The 24920-nt window shown below is 66.0% G+C and carries 19 protein-coding genes; 8 read left to right on the top strand and 11 right to left on the bottom strand.

Going from position 1 to position 24920, the window contains the following annotated elements:
* Positions 1–33: 33 nt before the first annotated feature.
* Positions 34–3435 carry a hypothetical protein gene (locus M0D67_RS37635; protein WP_266242356.1) on the bottom strand — a complete coding sequence of 1134 codons (3402 nt, stop codon included), beginning with the start codon at positions 3433–3435 and terminating at the stop codon, positions 34–36.
* A gap of 273 nt (positions 3436–3708) precedes the next feature.
* Here M0D67_RS37635 and M0D67_RS37630 point away from each other — a divergent pair, with 273 nt between their 5' ends.
* From M0D67_RS37630 to M0D67_RS37620, 3 genes are all read left to right on the top strand, one after another.
* Positions 3709–6948 (top strand): hypothetical protein, encoded by a 3240-nt coding sequence (locus M0D67_RS37630; RefSeq protein ID WP_266242355.1) that lies wholly within the window; start codon positions 3709–3711, stop codon positions 6946–6948.
* A 293-nt stretch (positions 6949–7241) separates the two neighbouring features.
* The gene (locus tag M0D67_RS37625) at positions 7242–8006 is read left to right on the top strand and encodes a hypothetical protein (protein ID WP_266242354.1); all 765 of its coding nucleotides are present in this window, start codon (positions 7242–7244) and stop codon (positions 8004–8006) included.
* A 91-nt stretch (positions 8007–8097) separates the two neighbouring features.
* Positions 8098–9141, top strand: coding sequence for a hypothetical protein (locus tag M0D67_RS37620; RefSeq protein WP_266242352.1), 1044 nt, complete (start codon positions 8098–8100; stop codon positions 9139–9141).
* A gap of 354 nt (positions 9142–9495) precedes the next feature.
* On the opposite strand, the gene sctC is transcribed toward M0D67_RS37620, so the two are convergent.
* From sctC to M0D67_RS37570, 10 genes are all read right to left on the bottom strand, one after another.
* On the bottom strand, positions 9496–11580 hold the full coding sequence (sctC, locus tag M0D67_RS37615; protein WP_266242351.1) for a type III secretion system outer membrane ring subunit SctC: 2085 nt from the start codon (positions 11578–11580) through the stop codon (positions 9496–9498).
* An 11-nt stretch (positions 11581–11591) separates the two neighbouring features.
* Positions 11592–13040, bottom strand: coding sequence for a helix-turn-helix transcriptional regulator (locus M0D67_RS37610; RefSeq protein WP_054036852.1), 1449 nt, complete (start codon positions 13038–13040; stop codon positions 11592–11594).
* 151 nt (positions 13041–13191) lie between these two features.
* Complete coding sequence (sctT, locus tag M0D67_RS37605; RefSeq protein ID WP_054036854.1) at positions 13192–14022, bottom strand: type III secretion system export apparatus subunit SctT; 831 nt, start codon at positions 14020–14022, stop codon at positions 13192–13194.
* A gap of 3 nt (positions 14023–14025) precedes the next feature.
* Complete coding sequence (locus M0D67_RS37600) at positions 14026–14505, bottom strand: hypothetical protein (RefSeq protein ID WP_200660374.1); 480 nt, start codon at positions 14503–14505, stop codon at positions 14026–14028.
* 8 nt (positions 14506–14513) lie between these two features.
* Complete coding sequence (gene sctN, locus M0D67_RS37595) at positions 14514–15836, bottom strand: type III secretion system ATPase SctN (RefSeq protein ID WP_266242348.1); 1323 nt, start codon at positions 15834–15836, stop codon at positions 14514–14516.
* Positions 15833–16639, bottom strand: coding sequence for a type III secretion system stator protein SctL (gene sctL, locus M0D67_RS37590; RefSeq protein ID WP_266242347.1), 807 nt, complete (start codon positions 16637–16639; stop codon positions 15833–15835). The genes sctN and sctL overlap by 4 nt, the downstream gene beginning before the upstream one ends.
* Positions 16624–17331: a type III secretion protein HrpB4 gene (locus M0D67_RS37585; protein WP_266242346.1), complete on the bottom strand. Its 708-nt coding sequence runs from the start codon at positions 17329–17331 to the stop codon at positions 16624–16626. Before M0D67_RS37585 ends, sctL begins: the two co-directional genes overlap by 16 nt.
* On the bottom strand, positions 17328–18098 hold the full coding sequence (gene sctJ, locus M0D67_RS37580; protein WP_200565769.1) for a type III secretion system inner membrane ring lipoprotein SctJ: 771 nt from the start codon (positions 18096–18098) through the stop codon (positions 17328–17330). The genes M0D67_RS37585 and sctJ overlap by 4 nt, the downstream gene beginning before the upstream one ends.
* A gap of 28 nt (positions 18099–18126) precedes the next feature.
* The gene (locus M0D67_RS37575) at positions 18127–18558 is read right to left on the bottom strand and encodes a hypothetical protein (protein ID WP_054036868.1); all 432 of its coding nucleotides are present in this window, start codon (positions 18556–18558) and stop codon (positions 18127–18129) included.
* A 16-nt stretch (positions 18559–18574) separates the two neighbouring features.
* Positions 18575–19042 carry an HrpB1 family type III secretion system apparatus protein gene (locus tag M0D67_RS37570; RefSeq protein ID WP_266242345.1) on the bottom strand — a complete coding sequence of 156 codons (468 nt, stop codon included), beginning with the start codon at positions 19040–19042 and terminating at the stop codon, positions 18575–18577.
* Between the two features lie 305 nt (positions 19043–19347).
* On the opposite strand from M0D67_RS37570, the gene sctU reads away from it, so the two are divergent.
* Genes sctU through sctR form a run of 5 tightly spaced genes read left to right on the top strand, consistent with a single transcriptional unit; the run spans position 19348 to position 24916 of the window.
* Complete coding sequence (sctU, locus tag M0D67_RS37565) at positions 19348–20415, top strand: type III secretion system export apparatus subunit SctU (RefSeq protein ID WP_266242344.1); 1068 nt, start codon at positions 19348–19350, stop codon at positions 20413–20415.
* Positions 20416–20433: 18 nt separating this feature from the next.
* Complete coding sequence (locus M0D67_RS37560; RefSeq protein WP_208645724.1) at positions 20434–22359, top strand: FHIPEP family type III secretion protein; 1926 nt, start codon at positions 20434–20436, stop codon at positions 22357–22359.
* Between the two features lie 14 nt (positions 22360–22373).
* Entirely contained in the window at positions 22374–23192 is an 819-nt protein-coding gene (sctP, locus tag M0D67_RS37555; protein ID WP_266242340.1) for a type III secretion system protein SctP, read from the top strand.
* Positions 23193–23205: 13 nt separating this feature from the next.
* Complete coding sequence (sctQ, locus tag M0D67_RS37550) at positions 23206–24285, top strand: type III secretion system cytoplasmic ring protein SctQ (RefSeq protein ID WP_115776281.1); 1080 nt, start codon at positions 23206–23208, stop codon at positions 24283–24285.
* Positions 24269–24916, top strand: a complete 648-nt coding sequence (sctR, locus tag M0D67_RS37545) for a type III secretion system export apparatus subunit SctR (RefSeq protein ID WP_266242338.1) — start codon at positions 24269–24271, stop codon at positions 24914–24916. The genes sctQ and sctR overlap by 17 nt, the downstream gene beginning before the upstream one ends.
* Positions 24917–24920: the final 4 nt, after the last annotated feature.

Here is a 24920-nt window from a genome sequence, read left to right as displayed (position 1 = left end):
TGCAGACTCATCGATATCCGGCCCTTCTACACTTCACCCTTTCGAGCGCAGCAGTTCACGCTGCGCGAGCACGCTTGCGGAAGCGACGCCGCCGATCGGCGTAATCACGCCGGGTGTGCTGTGCACACGTCCCGCCACTTCGTTGACCGCGATCCGCTCCGGCAGCCACGACGCGCGCTCGCGCAACATGGCGTCGAGCGGTCGCGACCAGTCCTCGCCCTTGCCGCCCGCGGTTTGCGCGGCGGCATCATGCATGCGTTCGAGCGCGCGATAGACGTCGCCACGCCGCGCGTGTTCCGGCTTCAGGCGGCGCCGCACGAGGAACGTGTGATTGGAGCGCTGATGGCTCTGCAGCATCGCGAGGTCGGCGTTCAGCTTGACGACCGCCGACGGATAGTCGCAGTTGTGATTGTTCCGGTACATCTCGATCCATTCTTCGCGCGAGCTGTTGACCGCTGCGGCGAAGGCGTTGAACGACGCGAACTGCTGGTCCGCGTAGCAGCCGCGATTGAGGAGCCGCCCTTCGCGCTCCGGCAGCATCACGCGCGCGGCAACGAGCCGCTCCGGCAACGCGCCGCCGATCCCGAGCGGCGACGCGCCCGGCAGCCCGCCCGTCAGGTCGCCCTTGTGCCAGGCGGGGCCGACACCGACCGTGCCCTGCGTGGACACGCGCACGCTCGAGGTCACGGTGCGGCGGTCGTAGCGGAGCGAACCGGTTGCCTCGTTGACGGCCGCGTCGTTACGGCTGTTCAGGTCCACGGTCACCGTGCCGTCAAGCCCGAAGGCGCCGCGTGCCTTCGACTGAGGACCGGACACCGACGCGCCCCCCGTTGCCTGAATGCCCTGGCGCGATGCCTTTGTCTTACCGTCCTGCCAGCCGATCGAAATATCGGTGCGCTCGCCGATGCGCGCGGCAAGACGCTCGAACAGCGAGGTTTCGGCGCCCTTTTCGCGCACCGGTTCGCGCGCTTCCTCGAACAGAAAGTCGACCATGTCGAGCACGGTTTCGGTGGTGCGCGGATCGTCGTACTTCATCGCGACCCAGTCGAGGTTCTCGTCGGTCAGACGCTCGCGGGCGACGCGGATCATCACGCCGCGCGGCTCGCGCAACTCGCGATCGACCGGCGCGATGCGCAGCGAGCCGCCCAGGCGCAAGCCGCAGAGCCAGTCGAGACGTCTGGCGTAGCCGATGCGGGCGCCCACCTTGAGCTGCGAGCGCTTGATATGTTCCGTGCCGATGAAGATATCGAAGCCGACGTTATTGCGCTGCAGGGTCACGAGGGCCCGGCGGCCGCGGTAATGCCCAAGCGTGAGTTCGCCTCCGAACGGCAAGTGGTGATGCAGGCCCTTGGTGGCCGACACCGAAAGACCGCGCGTGCTGAAGCCGTAGCGCGCACCGTCCGCGAAGGCGACCTGGGTCGATTGCTGCAGATCGGTGATCAACTGACGTAGCACGGTTCTGACTTCTTCGCGGCCCAATCGCTCGGGCTTGAGCGGCTTGGCCTCGCCGACTTTCTCGGCGTGAGCGAGCGCGGCTTTCACGTCTTGCCAGCGATGCACCTGAAAGCGCTTCGCGCAGTCGCGCAACGCGCCGAGGTCGAGCAGTGGAGGGGCGTCGTCGCGTTGCGCGACGTTCGGAACCGGCTCGCGATTTTCCAGCGCGGCCCTGGTTGCCTCGTCCAATTTGAGATCGCCGATGTGTGCCGCAGGTCGCGCGGCAATCGCCTCCAGCGCCGCTGCCGCGGCTTCGCGCGCTCGCGCCTCGGGACCGTCCGGCGCGCCGAGCGCGAGACGCGGGTTGCGCAGCGAGGCGGCCAACGTCGCGCTGGCAGCCTTGAGCGCGTCGGCGTAACGGGTTGCCTCTTTCGTGTACGACGCGAGCGCCGCGCTTGACGTGCCGAGCATCATGCTGCGCAACGCGGACTTCTTCATGCCGAACATGCGCTGAAAAAACCAGTTGGCCTTGTCGAGCCGCAACATCCCCCGCGTCACGAAACGATTCAGCCGGGTTTGCGCCTGCTTCAACGGGCTGCCAGGCGCATCGCTGCGGAACTCCTGGCGCCACGCGAACAGCGCCGCGGCATCGCGCGGCGTGCTCGAACCCGACAGCGCACGCAGCACGCGTGGAGCGAGGTTGCCTTTGTCGTCAACCGTGGCGTGCGCGGCGGCAAGCGCCGTATCGAGATCGGCTGGCGGCTCTGGCAACGCATGCCACGCTTGCAGCACCGCGAACGCGGCCGCATTGTCGGTGCCCGATGCGCCGCTATGGATGAGCCTCTTCAGTACGTCGAACCCTAGGGGAGTATTCGCGAGCGAGCGGGCAATGCGCCACGCGTCTTCGTGCGCCCGATTGACCGGCGCGTGAGACGAAGTGTGATCTTCCGCATCGGTCGTGCGCACGTTGCCGTGGTCGTGTGTAGTTCCGCCTGCGTCTTCCGACGTGATTTCCTCTGCGGACGTTCCGCCCGCATGGCTCACCCGGACAGGGTCGTGATTCAGCGGTGGCTGCTGTTCCGTCGTCGCGACGGGGGGGCGCGCGGCGGTCGGGTCGAACGCCGCTGCCCGCAGCGCGATGCCTTCAATGCTCACCACTTCCGGTAACGCCTGCAATGCTGCCGCCGCGCGCGCCGGTTCGTTCGAGCCGAGCGCGGAGAGCACGGCGTAGCCGAGCATCAGCGAAGGCGCGAATCGGTGGGTGCTGTCCGTTGCGGACGGACCGGCTTGCTCTATGGCGTCGCCCGTCGCGGCGTGGACGGACTCGGTTGACTGCACCGCCTGGGCCAGCAATGCGGATAGGGTGGTGACTGGATCGGCAAGCCCAGGGGCGCCGAAGTACTCCCGCACCCAGCTATCCAGCCCTTCGCGATGATCCAGCCAATGCTCGAGTTCGGCCGCATCGCGCGGGGGTCGATTTGCGTGCGCCGCGTCGGCATTCGCCGACTGGTCCGCGCGCTTCGCCGTGAACTTGCCGATCGTCTTGGCCAGCATGCGCTGCGCCTTCACCGCGCGCCGCTGGGCGGAGGCGCTCGTACCCGGCGCCGGGCCCGCCTTGCTCGCGTCGCCCCAGTCGCCAGACGGATCGAGTGGGCGAGCCGGTTTCTGCGGCGCAATCCGCACGGCGTGTGCAGGAAAAGAGCGGCCGAACCTGTTCGCGCGCACGAACGGTATGCGCCACTCGGTTTCCACGAGCGCCCGGCGATCCGTCGGCACCTTGGGTGTCGCGTACGGCGGACGGCTCAATCCAAGTAGGCTTTTGAAGCGCTCCCGTGTAGCCGCGAAGCTCGCCTTGGCGCCCGCCCGCGCGCCCGGCGACGACGGTTGCACGCCCGCCCCCGTCGACCCGATGGGACTCGCGGCCGGGGCAACTGTCGTCGACGAGCGTGGCGCTCCCCGCAGCATCGACGTCGCATTCCGCAACATGTTGGTAAGCCGCATTTTTCCTCCTCCGATGCCGTTGATTATCGGGACTGCGCATGACATGAGCGGCCAACCGGCGAAACCTTATCGACCGGAACGAAACCTTCGATCTTCCCCGCGATAGTCCAGTGAGTTCGCCGGCGCGCACCGTGTTTCGCTGCAACGGCAGCCGGGGCGCCGCCTCTCGCGGCTACCCTGTCGATACCCCGGCACGCCCGCTTTCGCGCGCCACTTGGGCTCCGCGCAAGCCGCAGCGGCCTGCTTCCCATGGTCCACTTCATCTCAACGCCCATGACTCCTCCTAAAGTATCCAGTGCGGGCTACACGCACGAGCCCGTGACGACTGGCGACGTCACCGCCGGCACGTCGTCTTCTGCTGCAACGGGGCCGCAAACGACGCGGCCCACGGCAAGCCGCCGTCGCGACGGTTTCTGGTCGAACCTTAAGCGCACGCTCGCGCCCCGACCGGTGACGGTCTCGAACTCGCTGTTGGGCTCCGTCACGACCGCGCGTCCCACGACCGCACGCGCGAAGATCGGCGTGACAGAAGATCAGCGTCACAAGCCCGATAAAAATGCGACGCCGCCCGCGGCCGTCGCGAGGCACAAGCACAACGTCGCACTGACGCTCGCGGGAACCGATAAGACCGCGCCCGCCGAGCGGGTCGTCAGCGAAGGCGGTGCGGCGGCGGTCGCGGCGCTGCTCTTCAATCGGTCGGGGCTCGGTCCGCAGAAACCCACGACGGATCTCGCGAGCGAACTGGAAACCTGTCTCGGCGCCCCCGAAGGCAGGGACATGGACACCCAGTTGAAGGCAGCGGCCCGTCAGGAAATCGTGCTGCGCCGCATGAACCAGGCGTTCGGTGCCGATGTCGACCGCGCAAGCAAAGCGCTTCAGGACTTGCGCGGCACGGGTCCGCTGCTCGAAGTGAAAGGCGGCGCGTTCGAACTGGCGCACCGGCTCGCGGTATCGTCGCTGGGTTACGGCACGCTGCGTACGTTGAGCGGTGACGTCGGCGCCGACGCGGACCCGGTCAAGCACGCCATGCGCGAAGACGCCACGAAGCTCGCGTTGCGCGCGGCCAACACGTTGATTGCCGCGCTGCCCGTAGGCCACCCGCCGCCGCAGAGCATGGATGAAGTCGTCGGCCTCGCGTTGGCCGCGCTCCCCGAACATCAACGTCCGACCGGCATCACGAACGTGCCGCCGTCGCAGCTCATGAACGGCGATATCAGCGTGCCGGCCAAGGCACTGCTGGCCGCGGTGCAGCTTGCCGATGATCCGACGGCTGAACCCGAGCGGCACCTGAAGTCCGCGTATTTCACGTGGCGCTGCGGCTTCACGCATGAAGGGCCCGGTACGCTGCTCGCGCATGCGCAGAACCGACTCTTCAAGCTGTCGCGCTACGCACGGCGTGCCAGCCAACCGGGCACGCTCGCGAACCTGCGGCGTATGTTCGGCTTCAACAAGTCGCCGATGTCCGCGCTTGCGCTTGGCACCGGCGGCGCGAGCCTGCGCCACCCCGAGGACGATTTGCTCAAGGCGGATGTGATCTGGCAACTGGGCGGCGCGCTCGCGGAGCGCGCGCAAACGCACGGCGACGGGCCGCCCGATTCGCGCATTGCCGACGCCGTGCAAGCCGCGACGCTCGAAGCGTGGTATCAGCGCGTGGCACACAAGGGCTGGCGTGACAAGACCAGCGTGCCGAAGCACATGCGGCATGCGATCGCCGCACGCGCCGCGGCACTGACCGGCGTCAGCGAAACGGAAGTCAAGCTCAGTCCGGAATATGCCGCGCTGAAATCGCGCACCGGCTCGCGGCTCACGACCGCGACGCTGGAAAGCTGGATCGACCGCCTCGAAGCCAGTGAGCCGCGCGACGCAACGCCTCAGCCGACGACGCAACAGGCATCCGAACAGCTGGACGAAACCGATGAAATCACGGCAGTAGAAACGCAGACCGCGCCCGCCGCGTCGCAAGCTGCGCAATTCAAAGCCGCGCTGAAAAACCTGACGACGCTCGAGCGCAACGGCGAGGCAACGCCCGACCGCTCCACGCCGCAGACCGTGCTTGAAAACTTCAGGCGTGTCATCACCGAACCGCGCATGACCTACGACGTGCGCCTGTCAGACGGCGGACAGTTCGGCATCAACACCGGCGTGGCCGAACTGCTCAACTTGCCGGGCGCGAGCAAGCTGCCGTTCGTGCTCGCCGGACCCGACATCAAGTTAATCCACGGCCGCCACGCGATGATCAACGGCGGTTCGTCGGCGAATCACGGGCAACTGTTCATTGGCAGCGATCGACGCTGGGCGTCGCATGCGGGCGCGAGCGCGGCAGGCGGCGTCAATCTGTTCCACAAGAGCTTCCAGGCGATCGGCTCGGCGCAAGTCTTGCCGGCCGTTTTCGACGCGTCGCAGCCGAAGGGCGTGATGGTGCGCGCGCGGCTTCAGCCGACCGGCACGCTGCCGGCCGGGCAGCAGCCCGCGGGCGAGCCCGACCCGTGGCGAGCGAAGATGCTCGGCGTGATCGACGAGGCAACCGCGAGCGGGCCGAACCGCGGTCTGCCGCACGACGCGGGGTCGATGTGGGACGCCATTGCTCACTCGTTCTACAAGGATCCGGACGTGTCGGTGAACTGGCTCGACTCCAAGGCGCAATCGCTTTCGACGACGGTCAACGCATCGACCGGTGTCCGCTACGAACACGATGGATACAAGATCGGCCCGTCGGTGCAGGCGGGCGGCACGAAGACCTGGTTCACGCGCACGCGCCGTCAGGAAACCGGTCCGTTGAAAGCCGAGTTCGCGGGCAGCAGTAGCGCGCACATGGCGGGAGCATCGGCTACGCTCGTCGCCGGCCTCGCGCCGCAAGGCAATTTCGCCGACGAGACGGGCCACGTGAAATCGGTCGTGCTGCCCAATGTCTCGATTGTCGGCTTCGGCACCACGGTGCTTCAATCGGAGACGGGTTCCACATGGCGCATCGCCGAGGAAGATGGCCACATCGACGCATCGCTCAGCTATCGCGACACCACCTTCACGAGCGTGAAGAAGTTCAAGCGTTACGTCGACAGCCGCCGCGCAACGTGGGACGACACTTACAACAAGCAGCCCGCGGGCGCCGCGCAACCCGAGCCGATCGACGACTACCTCGCGCGAGTGGATCAGGACGCGCTACGCGGCAACCAGCTCTTTGCGGAACGTGTCTGGCTGAAGCCTGAAGCGGCGAGCAAGATCAACATTCTGCGCGAGCTGCGCGACGCGGTGGTACCACCTGGCGCGAAGCCAGGCAAGGGCGACCTCGCGCAGATCAACGAGCGCAATGCGCAGATCGCCACCCTGCTCGAGGCAGACGACAGTTGGGATAACCGCTTCCTGTACTCGCTGGAAACAAACGGCGCGTCGCGCACGCTTGGACCGAGCTTCCTTGCAACGCTGCAGCGCGTCACCGAGGTGTCCCATCCGCGTCAGCTGAGCGTGCTGCGCGCGGAGCGGCCGGTCACGCCGCCGGAGCCCGATCGTTCCTGATCGTTAGTTGTTTGCCGGTTTTTCCGGTTCGCCGGTAAGGGCGGCGCCGCGCGTTTCGCGCGGCGCCGCATCGTCTTCCTGCTTCGTCTGCTCTCTCCCCGCCCCATTTCCCGCCGATTCGCCGTCACGCCTGATGTTTCGTTTTACGAAACAACACAATCAAGCCAGTCTCTTACGCTTTGTTACGGGACGATCGCCATGCTGCGACCGTCGCGCGGCCAATCGGATTTCAAATGCGCAGCGTGTTCAAAAGCCGCTGCGCTTCTCTCATCGTTTACTGTAAGAGGCTATTCATGAGCAAGATTACCAATGACTCCGGCAGCAGCGCCATCCAGGCCGATCTGCAGCAACTGGAATCGGACCTGCAAGGCGGCGGCAAGCTCGGCAACAACGATATCGAGAAGCTGCTCGAAATGATCCTCGCGATCATCGAACAGAAGGTGAACGGCAGCTCGCAAGGCGGCAACCCGTCTGCCGGCGGCGGTGGCGGTGGCGGTGGCGGCGATAACTCGACGCAAGGTGCGAACTCGACGCAAGGTCCGTCGACCGACAACAACGTCGATCCGGGCAACGACTCGACCGACGTGCAAAGCCAGATCATGTCGCTGTTGCAGCAGATCCTGCAAATGCTGCAGCAGTCGTCGCAAAGCGGCCAGGGGCTCGACAAGCAGACTGCGAGCATGGTCGACGATATTCTCAAGCTGCTGCAACAGATCCAGGGCGCCCAAGGCGGCGGCCAGGCCGGCGGCGGCGGTGCGAACAAGGGTGGCGATCAGGCCTCGCAGATTCAGGATTTGCTTTCCGAAGTGATCCAAATGCTGCAACAGCTCCAGGGGTCGTCGCAAACCGACGGTTCGAACAACGGCGACACCGATCCGAACAGCACGAGCGACCCGAGCGACACCAGCACGAACGGCACAGACGGCACGGACGGGTCGAACAACGGCACGAACGGCGCGGCCGATCCGAGCACGCTCACCAACGAACTGCTCAAGCTGCTTTCGCAATTGCTGCCGATGCTCAACAAGGCGATGAACGAGAAAACGTCGACGAATTGAGGCAATTCCACCCACATCGTCGCGCGGCCCCGCTGGCAGGCCATCCGATCGGCCCCGCCTTGCGTGGGCCGCGCGCATTGAGGAGCACACCATGAGTATATTTTCGAAAATCAAGCATGCGTTCCAGCATATTGGCCACGACATCGAGAAGGCCGCGAAATCGGTCGCGCACGGCGTCGAGCATGTGGCCCATGTGCTGGAAAAGGATCTCAAGAAGGTGCTGCAGGACACACTGGCAATGACCGAGGCACTCATGCAGGGCAATATGAAGCTTGCCATGCAAGACCTGCTGAAGACGGCCGATGACGTCGGCAAGGCTGCGACGGACGCGGCCACCGCAAGCGCGGAAGCCACGCTCGAAGGTTTGCAGGGATTGCATCTCGGCAAGGGTTTCGACAAGGTATTGAATAGCGTCGAAAAGGGAGTCGAGACGGTCAAGAAAGACGTCAACGAGGGCGTCGACGCCGCTGCCCAAGACCTCGTGTCCTCCGTCGAGGGCGTCGTATCCGGTTCCGTCAACGCGGTGAAGGATCTCGCGCACGGCAATTTCAAGGGCATGATGAACGACCTGGCACAGGTCGGGGAGGATGCGCTCGAAGCCGCCGCCGACCTCACGCCCGAGGGCCTGGGGACGACCGTCGCAGCCTCGACGCTCGCCGCGGCGCATATCGGCAGCGAAAAGCTCGACAACACGATCGCAGCCGCGATGCACGGCGGCGTAGGCAAGGTCATCAAGTCGGTCAGCGAGATGGAAGTCGGCCAGGGCGCGCAGAAAGTGGGCGACAAGCTGCTGGGTGGCGGCAGTGCCGAGACCGCAACCACGACGGGCGGCGACGCGATGGCGCTCATGGCGATGGCCTCCGCCTCTGGCGGCTCCGGCCGGCGCGGCGGGCATCGCGGCGTGGAAGGCTCGCATGAAACCCGTTCAGCGGAAGGTGAAACACCGAAGAACGGCAGCGCCGAAGGGCACAAGCAGGACGAGAAAACCGAAACCAGATCCGACTCCAAGGAGAAGCAGGATAACGCCAAGGACAAGGACAAGGATGAAAAGACCCAGCAGGCGGGACCGCCTCCGGGCGTACTCGATACGCTGCTGCTCAGCTATCTTGCGGACAACCAGCGACGCGTTGCCTGAGGACAGCGAGGCTTCAGACTCTGGCTTTCTTGCTCTAGCGGTAACCTTGCAGCAGTAATCGGAATACAGCCCGCACGTGTGCGGGCTGTATTCATTTGGGGGAACCGAAAGACACGTTTGGCGGCGCCATGCACGACTGGCGGCGTTACTACTGGTTATGTGGTGCTCCCCAAGGCTTCGGTTAGCGGCTCTTGCCGAGGCTGCCGTTGGTCCGCGCCGGATCGTGATTTTTGCACGATCTGTTCGGAACGAAAGCGGTCAGTGGCGACGATCGTTTTGGCGTGTGCGGTCTTTTCCGCAAAAAAAAAAGCGACTGCGCTGTCGTACACGATTACAGACGCCAAACGCACCGTCTCAAGGCTTGTCGCCCGAAACCGTGCTGACGTTGCCGCCAACGCCGCCCGCGCCGCCCGTTTGCGGCGGCGGCAAACCAACGAGTTGCGCGATACGGGCTACACCCTGCTGCCGCGGAAGATTCATCGCGCCCGAGGGCGGCGGCGGTACAAAGCCCGCACCATCTCCGTTACCGCCAGGCACCGCATCGGCACCACCCGGCGCCCCGCCCGGACTCCCACCTGCAGCCGCCGACAACACGCGCGGCGTCAGCAGAAACAGCCGCTGGAACCGCTGCCCCTGATGTTTGCGATAGCGGAACAGGTTGCCGATCACCGGTATCTTCGAAAGCAGCGGCACCGCCGTTTCAGTGTGATCGTCCTGATCCACCGAATAGCCAGCGATCAGCAGACTGTCGCCTTCCTTGATGAGCGCCTGCGTGTCGATCGTGCTGTTGCTGACCACCGGCAACTGTCCGACTTGCTGATCGGTCAGCCTGCCGTCCTCGATATGCACGTCCATGCGGATCTGTTCGCCATTTCCTGCGCTCACGATCGAGGGCAGCACGCGCAGCGACACCCCGGCTGACACGCTATACAGATCCGCCGACTGGTAACCCGACACCTGCACATAAAACGTCTGCTTGTTGTCCATGAGCGCCTCGACATTGTCGAGCGTCTCGACCTTCGGACTCGCCGTGATGCGCGCCTGGTCGGTCTGCTGCATCGCGCTGATGCGGGTCAGCAGATAGCGTCCTGCGCCGCCAATCACCGCGGTCAGCACACCGCCAGCCGGCGTCGCCAGCACGCCGGCGGTGGTCGCGTCGAGCGGGTTGCCGAATCCCTGCGGATTGAGCGAACCGGGGTTGCCCGTCTGCGATTGCTGGCCGTTGCCGGTTTCGAAATCGACGTGACCGGAATGCAGCCGCCAATCCACTCCCAGCTCCTGCAACGCGTTATCCGTGATCTCGATGATACTCGCGTCGATTTCGAGAATGCCCGGCTGCGTGTCGAGCGATTCGATGAGCGTGCCGAACGCGGCCATGTTCTCGGCACGGTCGCGCACCAGAATCGAATTGCTGCGCGAATCCGCCTCGATGGTCGGCGCACCGCTCGCGGCGGCACTCTCTCTGGCGCGGCCCGCCGTGGACGACACCGAACCCGTGCCATCGCGCTCGGAGCCAGGCCCCATGCCGGCATCCGCGATATTCCCGACGGGCGGCGCCACCGCGCTATCGCCCGAGCCCGCATACGACTTGCTCCCACCGAGGCCAGGCAGCGTCGGTAACGGCGGCGGGCGCGAGCCGCCTTGCGTTCGGATCGCACCCGTCGTCATGCCGTCGTCCTGCATCTCGCGCACGCTCGGCACCCGGTATGCATCGCGCCTTGCCGGCGGTGCGTCGCCGCTGGCGTCGCCGCCGGGAACACCCTGGCCGTACAGTGTGCGTAGCAATGACGCAACGCCTCGCACGGTCACGCCGCGGCCGTTGATCGTGATGGTCCGATCGGTCGCCCATGCGTAATGCAGCGGAAAGCGTTGCACGACGACCTTCGCGCCGGACACGGATTTGTGATCGATCAGATGCGCCACGTCGGTCACCAGTTCGACGAAGCGCGGCGGTCCGGATACCACCGCCGTGCCGGACACGCTGTCGTAGCGCACCGGGAAACGCGGATCGTCGATCTCCAGGCGTGCGAGCGCGCGCCGCAAGTCTTCGGTGCCGGCGTTGGACAGACCTAGCGTCGCGCTGCGGGCTTCGTTGGCGCCGTAGATGCGCAACACGGAGCCGTCGTAGTACCACAGCACGCCGAACGACTCCGCCATCTGATCCAGAAAGCGCTGCGGCGCCGCGTTGAAGCGACCGGACACGGTGCCTTCGACATGCGGCGAGATCCACGTCATCACGTGCTGGCTCGCGCCGAAGTCGCGCAGCACGTCCTTGAGGTCTTTATGATCGGCGACGTATTCGAAGCGCGTGCCCTGCCACGCGACACGTTCTGCATGAGCCGGCAACGGCGACGCCAGCGCGCCGGCTGCGACGAGGGCCGCGCACAGCGTGCGCACACGGACAGCCGCGCCGCGGCGGACGGGAACGATAGCTTTCATGGCGGCTCCGCTTAACGATGCATCGTCTCTGACGGCGATTCCTTGAACTCGCGGCGATAACCCTTCGCGAGCGCGGAACGGCTCTTCACGCCCCAGCGGCTTGCCGTATCGAAGATCGAGCCTTGCATGCGCTCGTCGTTCAACAGGTCGTTACGAATGCCTTCGAGCCGCAGCTTGCGGATCAGCCCGCCCGGCGACATTCCGATCGAACGCTTGAAGGCTATTTGAAGCGCGCGCTCGGTGACGTCGATCTGCGAGGCGATTTCGCGGGTATTCAGATCGGCGCGATCGAGATTCTCGATGATGTAGCGATATGCGCGGCGATACTTCGCGGGCAGGCGCGCCGAAACGTCGTCCGCGGGCAGCGCGCGGCTCGCCGGCGATTGAATCGCGCCGAGGCCAGGCGTCTCGCTGCGCAGGCAGCGCAACGCTTCGGACGCATAGCTGGCGTAAAGCTTGAGCGCCTCGGTTGGGTTGCCGCGCCATACCGCGATCTTGGATACGCAATACAGGTAGTCGAAATTGCAGCGACGCGTGCCGATATCCGCTTCGGAGCGGCTGATCTTGGCAAGCACCGAATCGGCGACATCGTCGAGGCCGCCAGCGAGTCCGGCGAGCACGATGTCCAGCTTCGCGAGGAACGCCTGGCCGGCGCCGCGAAAATGCTGCGGCCGGCTGACCGCGTCGAAGAGCGGCGCGGCGGCAATACGCTCGCCGCGCGCCAGCGCCGCGAGCTGTTCCAGATACTCGTGGCGCTGCGCGAGAAGCGCCGGCATCGGCGACATCAGGACCGTTGTCTCGGTGAGCTTGCGCGTCACGTCGGCGCGGTCGCTCGCACTCTGCGCGCGCGTCACGTGCGCAGAGCTCCAGAACGCGTGGTCGCTCAGCGTAGTCGCCGTGCGAATGCGCAACTGGACGTCGAATTCGCGGGCGAGCAGCGCGATCACGAGCCGCCAGCCGGGTTCCTCATGCATGTCGGCCAGTTCGGCGGCTTGCAGGAGCGCGTCGTCCGCATCGCGTTGACGTCCCACCTGATGTTGCACCATGGCCGAGGCGATCAATGCTTCGAGTACTTCGGCGGGACTCGCCGCCTCGTCCTGGACGATCCGCGCAAAACACTTGGCGGTGGCCGCGTAGCGGTCACGCATCATCAATTGCCAGCCGGTGTTGCGGCACGACATGATGCGCAGGCGATCATCGTCGCCAACGATCGTCTTCTGAGCGCGCCGGTACATCTCTTCGGCATCCTGATCGTAGCCGAGTAGAAGCGATGCATCGGCTACCGCGACCAGACGCGCGACGTCCGCGTCATCCAGCTTGTGCGACGGGCGTTCGAGCACGTCGTCGACGAGGCAATAGCCGCGTTCCGATGCGCCGTCGAGCATGGCGGCCGCATACGCCGGCAAACGGTTCTTCTGCGCGAGCCCCGACGACAGCGCGAAATAGATTGTCGAAAACATAATGGTTCCACCCCAGGAGTGACCGATGTGGCGGACCATTCGATCCGCCCTGAGAACCTGTGGTCCCGACAATTCGCCGGGCACGGAAACCATGGTAGAGACATCGTGCTCAACAAAACTCAACAATTCGCAGGAGACTTCACAACAATGTTCAGTGCGCCGGCTTCGACAGCATGCCGTTCGCCAATGCCGCCGACAGACCACCAAGCTGCACATCGCCGACAACCTGTGAAGCGAACACCGCGACGAGCGCGATCAGCATCAGCACGCCGATCACGCCGCGCAGCGGTTGACTGAGCGAGCTGGGTTCGAGCTTGTCAGCCGCGCGCGCGACAATGCCGAGGCCGAGATCGACCAGTATCAGCACCAGCATCACCGGCGTGCCGAGCTTGGCCAGCGCCGTCCAGATAGTGTCGGTGCGCTGGATCAGAAACGTCTCCGCCGTATTGGAGAGCGACGGATACAGCACATACGGCGGCCACCATTTGAAGGACTCGAAGAGCGCGCCCAGCACGAACAGCATGCCGCCGCCGATATAGAAGAGCGTCACGACGAGTTGCAGCAGCAGCGTCGAAACCGGCGTGCTCTGATCACCCCGCAGCGGGTTGGTCATCTGCACATTGTTGAAACCCGCGAGGTCGTCGATCAGGGTGCCGAGGGACTGCGCGATCCAGAACACCGGCGCCGCACAATAGCCGAACGCGAAACCGAGAAACGCTTCCTTGCAGGCCAGCACCAGCAGCGCCGCGCTGTTGAGCGAGTCGAACGCCTGCGGAACCTGGCCCGCCGCGACGAACATCGTCAGCACGTACACCACGCCGTTGCGCGCGGTGCCGGGCAACACGGTGTCGCTGGTGGCGGGCAGCAGGATGAACGTCACCATGATGCGAATGCCCGTGAGCATCAGCATGACGATGAAGTTGTGATACGCCTCGAAGAAGCCGAGCAGGGCCTCGGCCCACGCGTGAAAATCATGTGTCATCGGCTACCTCGCGTAACGGCGCGCCAGCAGGTTTTCCGCGGCTTCCTCGTCGGCGGCGAGTTCGACGGCCGTGGCGGCGGCCCGCAGCAAGGTATCGAGCTTGCGGCGACATTCGTCCACCGCGGCTTGCGCGCGTGCGAGCGCCGCCTGCACCTCGGCCACCTTCTGCCGCTGACGATCCAGAGCCGTGCGGCGCTTTTGCTCCGCCGCGCGCGCGGCTTCCAGCGCTTCCTTCAGCGGCGCGCGCCACGCGTCGTGACACAGATAGTCGGACGTCGCGACGCGCGCGTCGCCGTCGAGCAAGGCGACGATGCGCGCTTCGTGCTCCGCGCGCTTTTGCTGCGCCTCGACATGTGCGTGCGCGGCGTCGTCGAACTGGGCCTCGCGCTCGGCGAGCGCCTCGTGTTCCCGTGCCAGATCGGCCTCGATGCGCTCGCAGCGCCGGACCTTGGCGGCGACGATGGTGCGCCACTTGCGAATCACAATCGCCCTCATGACTGTGCGAAGCCGGAGACGAACGCGTGGCTGTCCTCACCTTCGGTCAGTTCCTCGGTGCTCTGGCCGAGGAACGATTCGATGGCCTCGTGCTGGGAGATCGCTTCGTCGGAGAGCGGATCGGCGCCCTGCTGATATTCGCCCATCTGCAGCAGCAGTTCGACCTCATCGTAACGGGCGAGCAGCTTGCGCACGTGCCCCGCGCCGCTGCAATGCCCGGGGCTTGCGACCAGCGTCATCACGCGGCTCAGGCTGTGCAATACGTCGATGGCCGGATAGCGGTTGCGCGCCGCGATCGCACGCGACAGCACGAGGTGTCCGTCGAGAATGCCGCGCACTTCCTCGCTGATCGGATCGTTGCCCTCCTCGTCCTCGGCGAGCACGGTGTAGAAAGCGGTAATCGAGCCTTCCTCCCCCATGCCGGCGCGCTCCAGCAGCCGCGGCAGTTCGGCGAAAATCGATGGCGGAAAACCGCGCCGCGTCGGCGGCTCGCCCGCCGACAGACCGATCTCCCGCTGGGCGCGCGCGAAGCGCGTCAGCGAGTCCATCATCAGTAGCACGCGCAAGCCGCAATCGCGGAAGTACTCGGCGATCGCGGTGCCCACATAGGCCGCCTTGGCGCGCTCGATCGACGAGCGGTCGGACGTCGCGCACACTACCACGCTGCGGGCCATGCCTGCCTCCCCCAGAATCAGTTCGATGAACTCACGCACCTCGCGGCCGCGCTCGCCGATCAGCACGATCACGTTGACGTCGCACGCCGCGCCGCGCGCAAGCATGCCGAGCAACGTGCTCTTGCCGACACCCGCCGGCGCGAAGATGCCGACGCGCTGGCCTTCGCCCACCGTCATGAGCCCATCGATGACCCGCACGCCGGTATGCAGCGGCGTGTCGACCATGCGTCGCTTCAGCGGGTCGGGCGCGGCGGCCATCACGGGGCGCGGCGCGTCGCAGTGCAACGGCCCAAGGCCGTCGATCGGTTCGCCAAGGCCATCCAGCACGCGTCCGAGCAGCATCTCGCCGACCGGCACCGACAACGGACGCCCGAGCCCGGTAACGCGCGTCGTGCGCGACAAGCCGGCGACGCTGCCGAACGGCGCGAGCAGCGCGAACTGACGCGTGAAACCGACCACTTCCGCGCGTTGCAGCAGCACGCCGCGCGCGTCGCGCAACTCGCATTGCTCGCCGAGCGTGGCGTCGAGCCCGCCAACTTTCAGCAACGTGCCGACGGCCTCGACCACTTTGCCATGACGCGTCGTCCCGTCGGACATGGCGAGCTCCTGGGTCAGCGCGTCGATGAAAGCGGTGACTTCGTTCATTGCGGCGCTCCGATGGCCTGGTTGTCGAACTGCGGGGCATCGAAATGCTGACCGTCAAGCGGCGGAGCATCGTCGAGCAGTTCGGCGGCGGCGATGTTCACGGCGGCAGCAGTCTGCTGCTCCGTGTCGGTGCGCGTCACACGGCGAATGGCGCTCGCGATCGCGCGCAACTGCATCGGCAGTCCGGCTTCGATCAGGCCGTGGTCCCATTCGCACACGCAACTGCCGGGCTCCGCCGCGGCGTCGCTCACCACCTCGGGATTCACCGGCCAGCGATGCTCGTCGCACACGCGCCGAAACGCGCGCGCCGCTTCATCGATGTCGCATTCGGCGACGCGTACGGTGAGAAAGGATGTGCCCTCGAGGCTGCGCGACAGCCCCACCGCGATCTGCGCAAACAACGCGTCGCGATCGGCTTCGCCAAGCACCCGCGTGACGGTGCGCATGACGATGTCGGCAATCCGCTCGCGCAACGCCACCAGCAGGTCGCGCTCGGACGCCGCGCCGTGCAGCATCGCTTCATGCGCTTCCCGAATCGCGCGACGGCGTCCGGCCTCGTAACCCAGGCGCGCGGCGTTGTCATATTTCGTCTGGGCGGCACGCAGCGTGCGTTCGGCCTCTGCATCGGCCGTGCGCTGTATCTTTTCAGCCTCTCGCCGCGCGCTCGCGAGCAGTTCTTCGGCACGCCGTTCGAAGTGGCCGGACGCGCGATCCAGTTCGATCAACTGCGCCAGTTCCGCTGCTCGCAAGACATCGCTCTCAATGCCGATGCCGCCCTGCTGGGCTCTTAGCCAAATAACCATGTCAGCTCCGGAAACAACGTGCAGGCTGCGTACAGAAACGCTTCGGATTCGTCCTCTGCTTCGGGCCCGGCATCGGACGTCGCCGCTTCGGGTGGACGAGCACGAGCGGCGGGATCGGTCTCCCCGGCGTCATCGTCCAGCGTCAAGCCGATCAGTCTGCGCGCCGGCGCGAGCGGCCAGGCGTCGGCGCGTTCGAACAGCGTGCGTCCGGCGCACACCAGCGCATCGACGGACAGATCGGCGGGAAGCGGCGCATTAGCCATCGATGCGTTCACGCCAAACTGCATGAGCGCGGCCAGCGCATGGTCCCCAAGCGCATCGGCGAGCGCGCGCCGCCGCGCGCCCGACACGATCCGGCGCAGCGTTCCGCGTGACGGATAGATCGCGCGCGCAGCCAGCACCGGACGCAGCGACGCGGCGTCGAGCAACGCAAGCCGGTTCGCGCGCGACGCATAGGCGCTGACCGGCATCGGCGTGCCGAGCCATAAGTCGCGCGCCGCATACCAGGCGTCGCGCGCGCTGCCGGTGAACGGCACGCCCCAACGCCGGCATTGCCGCTCGCTGAACCTGGCCGTAGCGTCGGCAATGCGCGCTTCGTACGAATTCAGCCACCGGAGCTGGCGCTGCGGGTCCGGCACGTCGGCGCCGCTCGCCATTACCGCCGCCGATGCCTGTGCGTGACCCACGCTCATGTCGCCGCCCCACCCGCGCGCCCACGCAAGCGCGTGCCCACGCCCTTCAGCCTCGCGCCAAACCGGCGTGCGAGATACGCGAGCGCGGCGACCAGCGCGGCGGCCCCGGCGATTCCACCGGCCCACAACCACTCCTGCGGCACACTCGGTGCAACCGGCGGCGGCGGCTCGGGCGCCGCCGTGCCCGGCACCATCGTCACGCTAACGTTGTCGTAGGTCAGCCCTTCGACTGCATGCACGACCAGGTTCTTCAGATTCGGTGTGAGCGTCGACACATCGGTGCCCGGCAGGTATTTGATGAACACCGCGGCCGACGACGGCTTGACCGTCGCGGCGAGGGGATCGTTATTCGGCAGCACGATCTGAACGTTCGCATACGCCACCCCGTCGATTCGCGACAGCACCTCGGAGAGTTGCTGCGACACGCCGTAGATAAAGCGCACACGCTCCTCCGTCGGCGTGGAGATCAGTCCGTCCTTCTTGAACATGTCTCCCAGATTCTGGAAGCGCTGATGAGGCAAGCCATGCGCGCGCAGCACGTCCATCGCGCGGGCGAACTGGTCGCTTTCGACCGCCACGCTCCAGGTCTTGCCGCCGTCGTCGCTGTGCTTGGAGACGTCCACTCGCGCGTCGAGCAGCACGGCCAGCATGTCGTTCGCGTCGCTCTCCGACAGTTGCGCGAACAGCTGCTTGCTGCAGCCGGTCATCAACGCCGTCACGCAGCACAGCAGCACGACCGTGCGCGCCAGTTTCAAATAGGAAGCCATTTAGTCCGTCCTGTCGTTCGTACGCCAACTACTGGTTCTTCATCAGCGTCTGTACGGAGCCCTTGGTGCCCTGCGCGACCGCCTCACCGACGTACATCTTGCCGACCATCTCGGACACCTGAAGCTGCATCCTGATCGACTGTGCCGCCACTTCCTGCATGGTCATCGTCGGCACCTCGCCGGCAAAGCGGTCCACTTCGCCACGCAAGTTCGCAACCGCCTGGTCTTGCTGCGTCACGACTTCGGACAACGCCGACGGGCCATGCGTGTGCGAGGCGCTCGGCGGTGCGAGACGCGCGGCGTCGAGCTTGCTGCGAAACAGGTCGACGAGGCTCGAGGCAGGCTCGGGCAGCGCGCCGGAGCCCGACGCGCCGCCGGTCCCGGCACGGCCGATGGCTTCGTCGGGCCGCACTGCGGACGCGGCGTCGAGCGGCGGGATGGGTGGGATCGTTACGTTCATCGCGATGCTCCTTGCACTAGGCGCGCAGATGACGATGCTGCATCAGTTTCTGAAACTCGCCGCGGTCGATCTGCACCTCGGCGCCCGGCGCCGCGGCTGCACTCTGCTTGCCCATCAGCGTCATCACGAGCTCGACGGAATCGGGGTCTTCATTGCGGCTCGCAACCTCGTTGGCGTAGACGCGCCACGCTGGATCGTCGAGCCCGCACAGCGACACCGCGAGCAGCGCCGCCACGTAAGGACCGAACGAGCCGCGCAGCGCCTGCTGCTCGAGCGGGCGCAAGAGGCGCACGGCCTCGGCGAAGTCGCGCCGGCGAATCATCATCCACGCGTCGTAGGCATGCAGTTCGACGAAGTTCGGACGCAGCACGTGGAGCGCGGCGAGCAGCCGCTCCGACTGCTCGATATGGCCATGTTTCGCGCCGAACATCAGCGCCTCGATCAATGCCGACACGAGCCGGTTACTGCATTTCGTCAGGGACATGGAGCACTCCTTTGGTGATCAAAACGCCGTATGTCTGCGCGTCTGCCGAGATGGCGGATGACAACGCTGTGGCCGGCGGTGTGCGAACCGTAACGCGAGGCGGCTCCCGTGAACGCGAGTAACGACGAACTGCGAGCGCGCCGAACGAAAAGCGTGCTTCGCCAGCGGGCCGCACATCGACCCGCCGGCGCCCGGTTCGGCGCCGGACACATTGCTTCGCCGCGCGCGAGGGCCAGGGCGGCGCGTGCCCATGACAATCCGCCGCAATCAACCGCAATTAGCCGCAAACCACAGAAGGCTTCGCGATGTCTGACGAGAAGACCGAACAGCCCACCGACAAAAAGCTGCGCGACGCGCGCCGCGACGGCGAGACAGTGAAGAGCACGGACCTCCCGTTCGCGGCGATCCTGCTCGCCGCTGCGGTCGGCTTCGGCGTCGGCGGGCCGCGCATGGCGGAGCAACTGCGCCTCGTATTGCGCAGTGGCCTCGACGTGGCCCACTTGCAGACGCCCGATGCGCCGCTGCACGACCTGCTCGTCGAAGCCGGCCTGCACGCGTTGATGCTGATCTTTCCGATTGCGCTCGGCGCGGCTCTCGTCGGCATCGCCGCGATCGCGGCGCAAGTCGGATTGCAGATTTCGCTCAAGCCGCTCGAACCGAAGTTCGACGCGATCAATCCCGCGTCCGGCCTGAAGCGCATTTTCTCGGTGCGCTCGCTGATCGATCTCACCAAGACTGTCATCAAGGCGGTCGTGATCACGGCGGTGTTGTGGAAAACGCTCGTGCTGCTCGTCCCGCTAATGGTCGGCGTGGTGTACGAGCCGATCGGAAGCATCGACAGCATTGCCTGGGGCACGCTGTGCCGGGTGTTCGGCATCTCGGGCGCGCTCTATCTCGTGATCGGTGCCGCGGACTATGGCGTGCAGCATTGGCTGTTCATTCGCGATCACCGCATGAGCAAGGACGAAGTCAAACGCGAGCACAAGAATTCAGAAGGCGATCCGCACATCAAGAACGAGCGCCGCAAGATCGCACGCGAGGCCGCTTCCTCCGATCGGCAGCAGCCGATCAAGAACGCAAATGTGGTCGTGGTGAACCCGACCCACTACGCAGTCGCGCTGCGCTATGACCCCTCCGAATCCGGCTTGCCGCGCGTGATCGCCAAGGGCGTGGACGCGGAAGCACGCGTGATCCGCGAGGCAGCGACCCGCCACGGCATACCAATCGCACGCAATCCGCCGCTGGCGCGGGCGCTTTACCGCGTGGCGCTCGACGACGCGGTTCCCGAGCCGCTGTTCGACGCGGTCGCCGCGGTGCTCGCCTGGGTGGAAGGCATCGGCGGACGGCGCGGCGGCACCGAGGCAACCCCCTGACATCCGATGGAGAAGACCATGTTGAAGACGCTCCGCCTCAATGAGTTCGGCGGCGAGGTGGCGATCGCATCGCTGATCGTCGCTGTGATCTCGCTGATGATCCTGCCGCTACCGCCGTTTCTGATCGACGCGCTGCTCGGGCTCAACATTACGATCAGCGTCGTGCTGCTGATGGTGACGATGTACATACCGTACGCGACGGCGCTGTATTCGTTTCCGTCGCTGCTGCTGTTCACTACGCTGTTCCGGCTATCGCTGAACATCGCGTCGACCAAGTCGATCCTGCTGCATGCGGAGGCCGGGCACATCATCGAAAGCTTCGGCGAGCTGGTGGTGGGCGGCAATCTCGTGGTCGGCCTGGTAGTGTTCCTGATCATCGCGACGGTGCAATTCATCGTGATTGCGAAGGGCTCGGAGCGAGTTGCCGAAGTCGGCGCGCGCTTCACGCTCGACGCGATGCCGGGCAAGCAGATGAGCATCGACGCCGACGTGCGCGCCGGCAACATGACTGCCGAAGATGCGCAAAAGCGCCGCGGCATGCTGGCGATCGAAAGCCAGTTGCACGGCGGCATGGACGGCGCGATGAAGTTCGTCAAGGGCGACGCGATCGCGGGCCTCGTCATCACGCTCGTCAACATTCTCGCGGGCATCGTGATCGGCGTGAGCTACCACGGCATGACAGCGGGCGAAGCGGCCAACCGCTTCTCCGTGCTGTCGATCGGCGACGCGATGGTCTCGCAGATTCCCTCGCTGCTGATTTCGGTGGCGGCGGGCATTCTCATCACCCGCGTCGCCGACGAGCACAGCAAGCCGAGTTCGCTCGGCACCGAGATCGTGCGCCAGCTTTCCACCAGTTCGCGAGCGCTGTATAGCGCCGCCGCGCTGCTGGGCGGTTTCGCATTGGTGCCGGGCTTTCCCTCAGCGCTGTTCGTCGTGCTCGCGGTCGCACTGTTCGGCGCCGGCCACGTGCTGCGCAAGCAATTGAAGGACAAAGCGCCGCACGCCGGCCCGGAGCTCCCCTCGCTACGCACCGACGGCCACAAGGGACACCCGCCGACCATCGGCGCGCATCCGCCTTCGTTCGCCGCGCCGCTCTCGGTGCGCCTCGCGCCACAACTCGCGGCGAAGCTCGACACGGCGGAACTGAATCGCGCATTCGATGCGGCGCGCCGCGCGCTCGTCAATGAACTGGGCCTGCCGTTCCCGCGCACCGCCGTATGGACGGCGGACGCTGTGCCGGACGCCTCCTATCAGCTACTGCTGCACGACGTGCCGCAGCCGCCGGTCGAACTCGCGCCTGCACGCAGCGGCCGCGAACAGGCTCTTGCCGATGCGGTGGGCGACGCGGTGCGCGAACACGCACATCTGTTTCTCGGCTTGCAGGAAACGCAGTGGATTCTCGAACGCGTCGGCACCGAGTATCCGGGGCTAGTCGCCGAGGTGCAGAAGGTGGTGCCGGTGCTGCGCATCGCCGATGTACTCAAGCGGCTGCTCGAAGAACACGTGCCGATCCGCAACTTGCGGGCGATTCTCGAAAGCCTGGTGAACTGGGGCGCCAAGGAAAAAGACCTGCTGCTGCTCACCGAATACGTGCGCGGCGATCTCGGCCGCTTCATCGGGCATCGGGCGACGGGCGGCACCGGGCAGTTGCCGGCGATCGTGCTGGACGTGGAGGTCGAGCAGACCATCCGTCAATCGATCAAGCAGACGCCCGCCGGCAACTTCCTCACGCTCGAACCGCAACAGATCGAACAGTTGCTCGATGCGCTCGAGGAACTGGTCGGCACAGAGCCGCAGCCCAACCTCGCGATCGTCACGTCGATGGACATTCGCCGTTACTTCCGCCGCATGATCGAGCAGCGGATGAAGTGGCTGCAGGTCTATTCGTTCCAGGAACTGGGCGATGGAGTCGATCTTCAGCCTGTCGGCCGCGTCGCCTTCTGAGCGGAGGCCACGCGATGACACGCATCCGCTCCACGCGCGAAGTCAGCATCACGCCGCCGACTGCGCCGCACACCTCGGGCACGAGCGGCAAAACCAGCGAGAGCGGCGCCGGCGCGCAACGCTTCGAAACCTTATACGAGACCGCGCGGCAGCAGGCCGGCGAGGCCCGGCGCGATGAAAAGCAGGAGCAGGAATCGCCCGGCGAACCCGCGCCTGACGACGATGCGCAGGGCGGCGACGACAACTCCGGCGGCGACGCTCAACACCAGGAAGCAGCCGAGGGCATCAGCGCCACGGATGCGCCTTTGCCCCTGCTGCCCGCCGTGCCTCCGCTGCCGCCGTCGCTTGCGCTGAACGGCGCATTACTTGCCCTTCGCGAGAATCGCCGCGCGTCCACTTCCGCGGCGCACGCACAAGGTCCGGCGCGCAAGGCTGGCGTGCGCGGCGCGCAAGGCAAATCTGTGCATGAAGCCACGCAAGACGCGCAGCACGCCGTGGCGGAACCGTCATTCGGCATGCAGATGATCCGCCGCTGTGCGAGGGCGGCGGAGGGCGATCTTCTCGCCGAGCATCTCGCGGAGCGCGTGGCCGGATTTTGCACTAACCCCGCCGTCGAACGTGCAGGCCAGTGGGACGTCGCCGTCGAACTTGACCCGGCCATTCTGCCGCGCACCGAGCTGCATTTGAGTCTTTCGGGCTGGGGTCTATCTCTTCGTTTCGATAGCCGGGACGCGCGGGCGCGGCAGCTAATCTGTGACAACAGCAACGAGCTCAGGACCCGCCTCGAAGCACGTCTCGGCGGTCGAGTCGCAGTGGAAGTTACAGTTATCTGAAGGGTTCGAGATCATGTCAATGCCTCATGGCTGCACCAGCATCGGCGATCGGTTGCGCTGCTATACACCGGCGCTCGCCGGCGTGTCGCGCGCGCTGTTCGATGCGCGCGGTGGCCTCGGCGTGAAACCGGCAGCGGCGCAATCCTTGTCCTCTCACCGCACGGCGCGCCTGCGCATCGGCAGCGCGCATGGCGAGCTGTGCGTTTGCGTCGATGTGAGCCGTCACGCCGCGCTCGAGGCGATTGCCCTGGAGCCGGACCCGGACCGTCGCGCGGCGCTCGGCAATCTGTGGCTCGCAGCGCCGCTCGACACGCTTGCCGGTCACGGTGTCGCGCAGCCCTCGGTGCTGGACATTTCGCTCGATGCCGAACAGACCGATAGCCAGAACGCCGCCGGCGCGCTCCACTTTGAATACGGACTGGCGGACAACCCCGCCCACGCGGCGGTGCTGCTCGAAGCCCCCGCGCCTCTCGCGGCCGCGCTGGAGCGCCGCATGACCGGCACGCGCGCGGCTTCGGTCGCGCTGCCCGACGCGCTTGCCGCCATCGCCGTGCCAACCCGCATCCGCTTGCGTACCCGTCGTTGCACGACGGCGCTGCTGGGCTCGCTGCGCGCGGGCGACGTCCTGCTCGGATGGCCGCGCGCAAGCGGCTATGCACAAAGCGCACCGCTCGAACACGCGACCGTGCTATGGGGCGCAGCGAATGGCCGCGCCGCCTGCGCGCAGGCCCGCATCGACGGCCACCACATGATCCTTGAGACGTTCCCTGAGACGATGAACCACGATCCCGATCTTTCCCTTGAGAGTGCTGCCGGGTCCACCGGCGAGACCGCCGCCGCGGAGCGCACCGTCGATCTGAACGAGGTCGAACTTCCCGTGCATATCGAGGTGGTAACCGTCAATCTGCCGCTCGGGCAAATCGCCGCGCTGCGGCCCGGCTACATCCTGACGCTGCCGCTCAAGCTCGCCGATGCGGAAATCCGTCTCGTCGCGCACGGGCAGACGCTCGCGCTCGGCGAACTCGTCGCGGTCGGGGACAACCTCGGCCTCCTCATCCAGCACATTGCGAACTCCGATGAACGGCACACCTGAAATCGCCTCGCTGCTCGTCGCGGCACTCGCGCTGGCCGTCCTGCCATTCGCCGCGATGGTGGTCACGTCCTACACGAAGATCGTGGTCGTGCTCGGGCTGCTGCGCAACGCGCTGGGTCTGCAGCAGGTGCCGCCCACCTCGGTGCTCAACGGCGTCGCCATCATGGTCTCGTGCTTCATCATGGCCCCGGTCGGCATGGAAGCCATGCATCGCGCGCAGATATCCAGCGATGCAGGCTCGGGCATGCAGGTGATGCCGCTTCTCGACGCCGCGCGCGAACCGTTTCGCGTGTTTCTGAAACGTCATGCGTCGGAGCGCGAGAAGGCCTTCTTCCTGCGCTCGGCCCGCGAAATCTGGCCGCCCGAGCGCGCCGCCGAACTCAAGCAGGACGATCTCATCGTGCTCGCGCCCGCCTTCACGCTGAGCGAACTGACCGCGGCCTTCAAGATGGGCTTCCTGCTGTATCTCGCCTTCATCGTGATCGACCTCGTCATCGCCAACGTGCTGATGGCACTCGGGCTGTCGCAGGTCAATCCGACCAATGTGGCCATTCCGTTCAAGCTACTGCTGTTCGTTTCGATGGACGGCTGGTCGACGCTGATCCACGGTCTCATCTCCACCTACAGGTAACGCC

The organism is Paraburkholderia sp. SECH4, assembly GCF_030511745.1.
Classification (GTDB): Bacteria; Pseudomonadota; Gammaproteobacteria; order Burkholderiales; family Burkholderiaceae; genus Paraburkholderia; species Paraburkholderia madseniana.
Note: the sequence above shows the minus strand (reverse complement) of the source record. Positions and strands in the feature narration are given on the sequence as shown.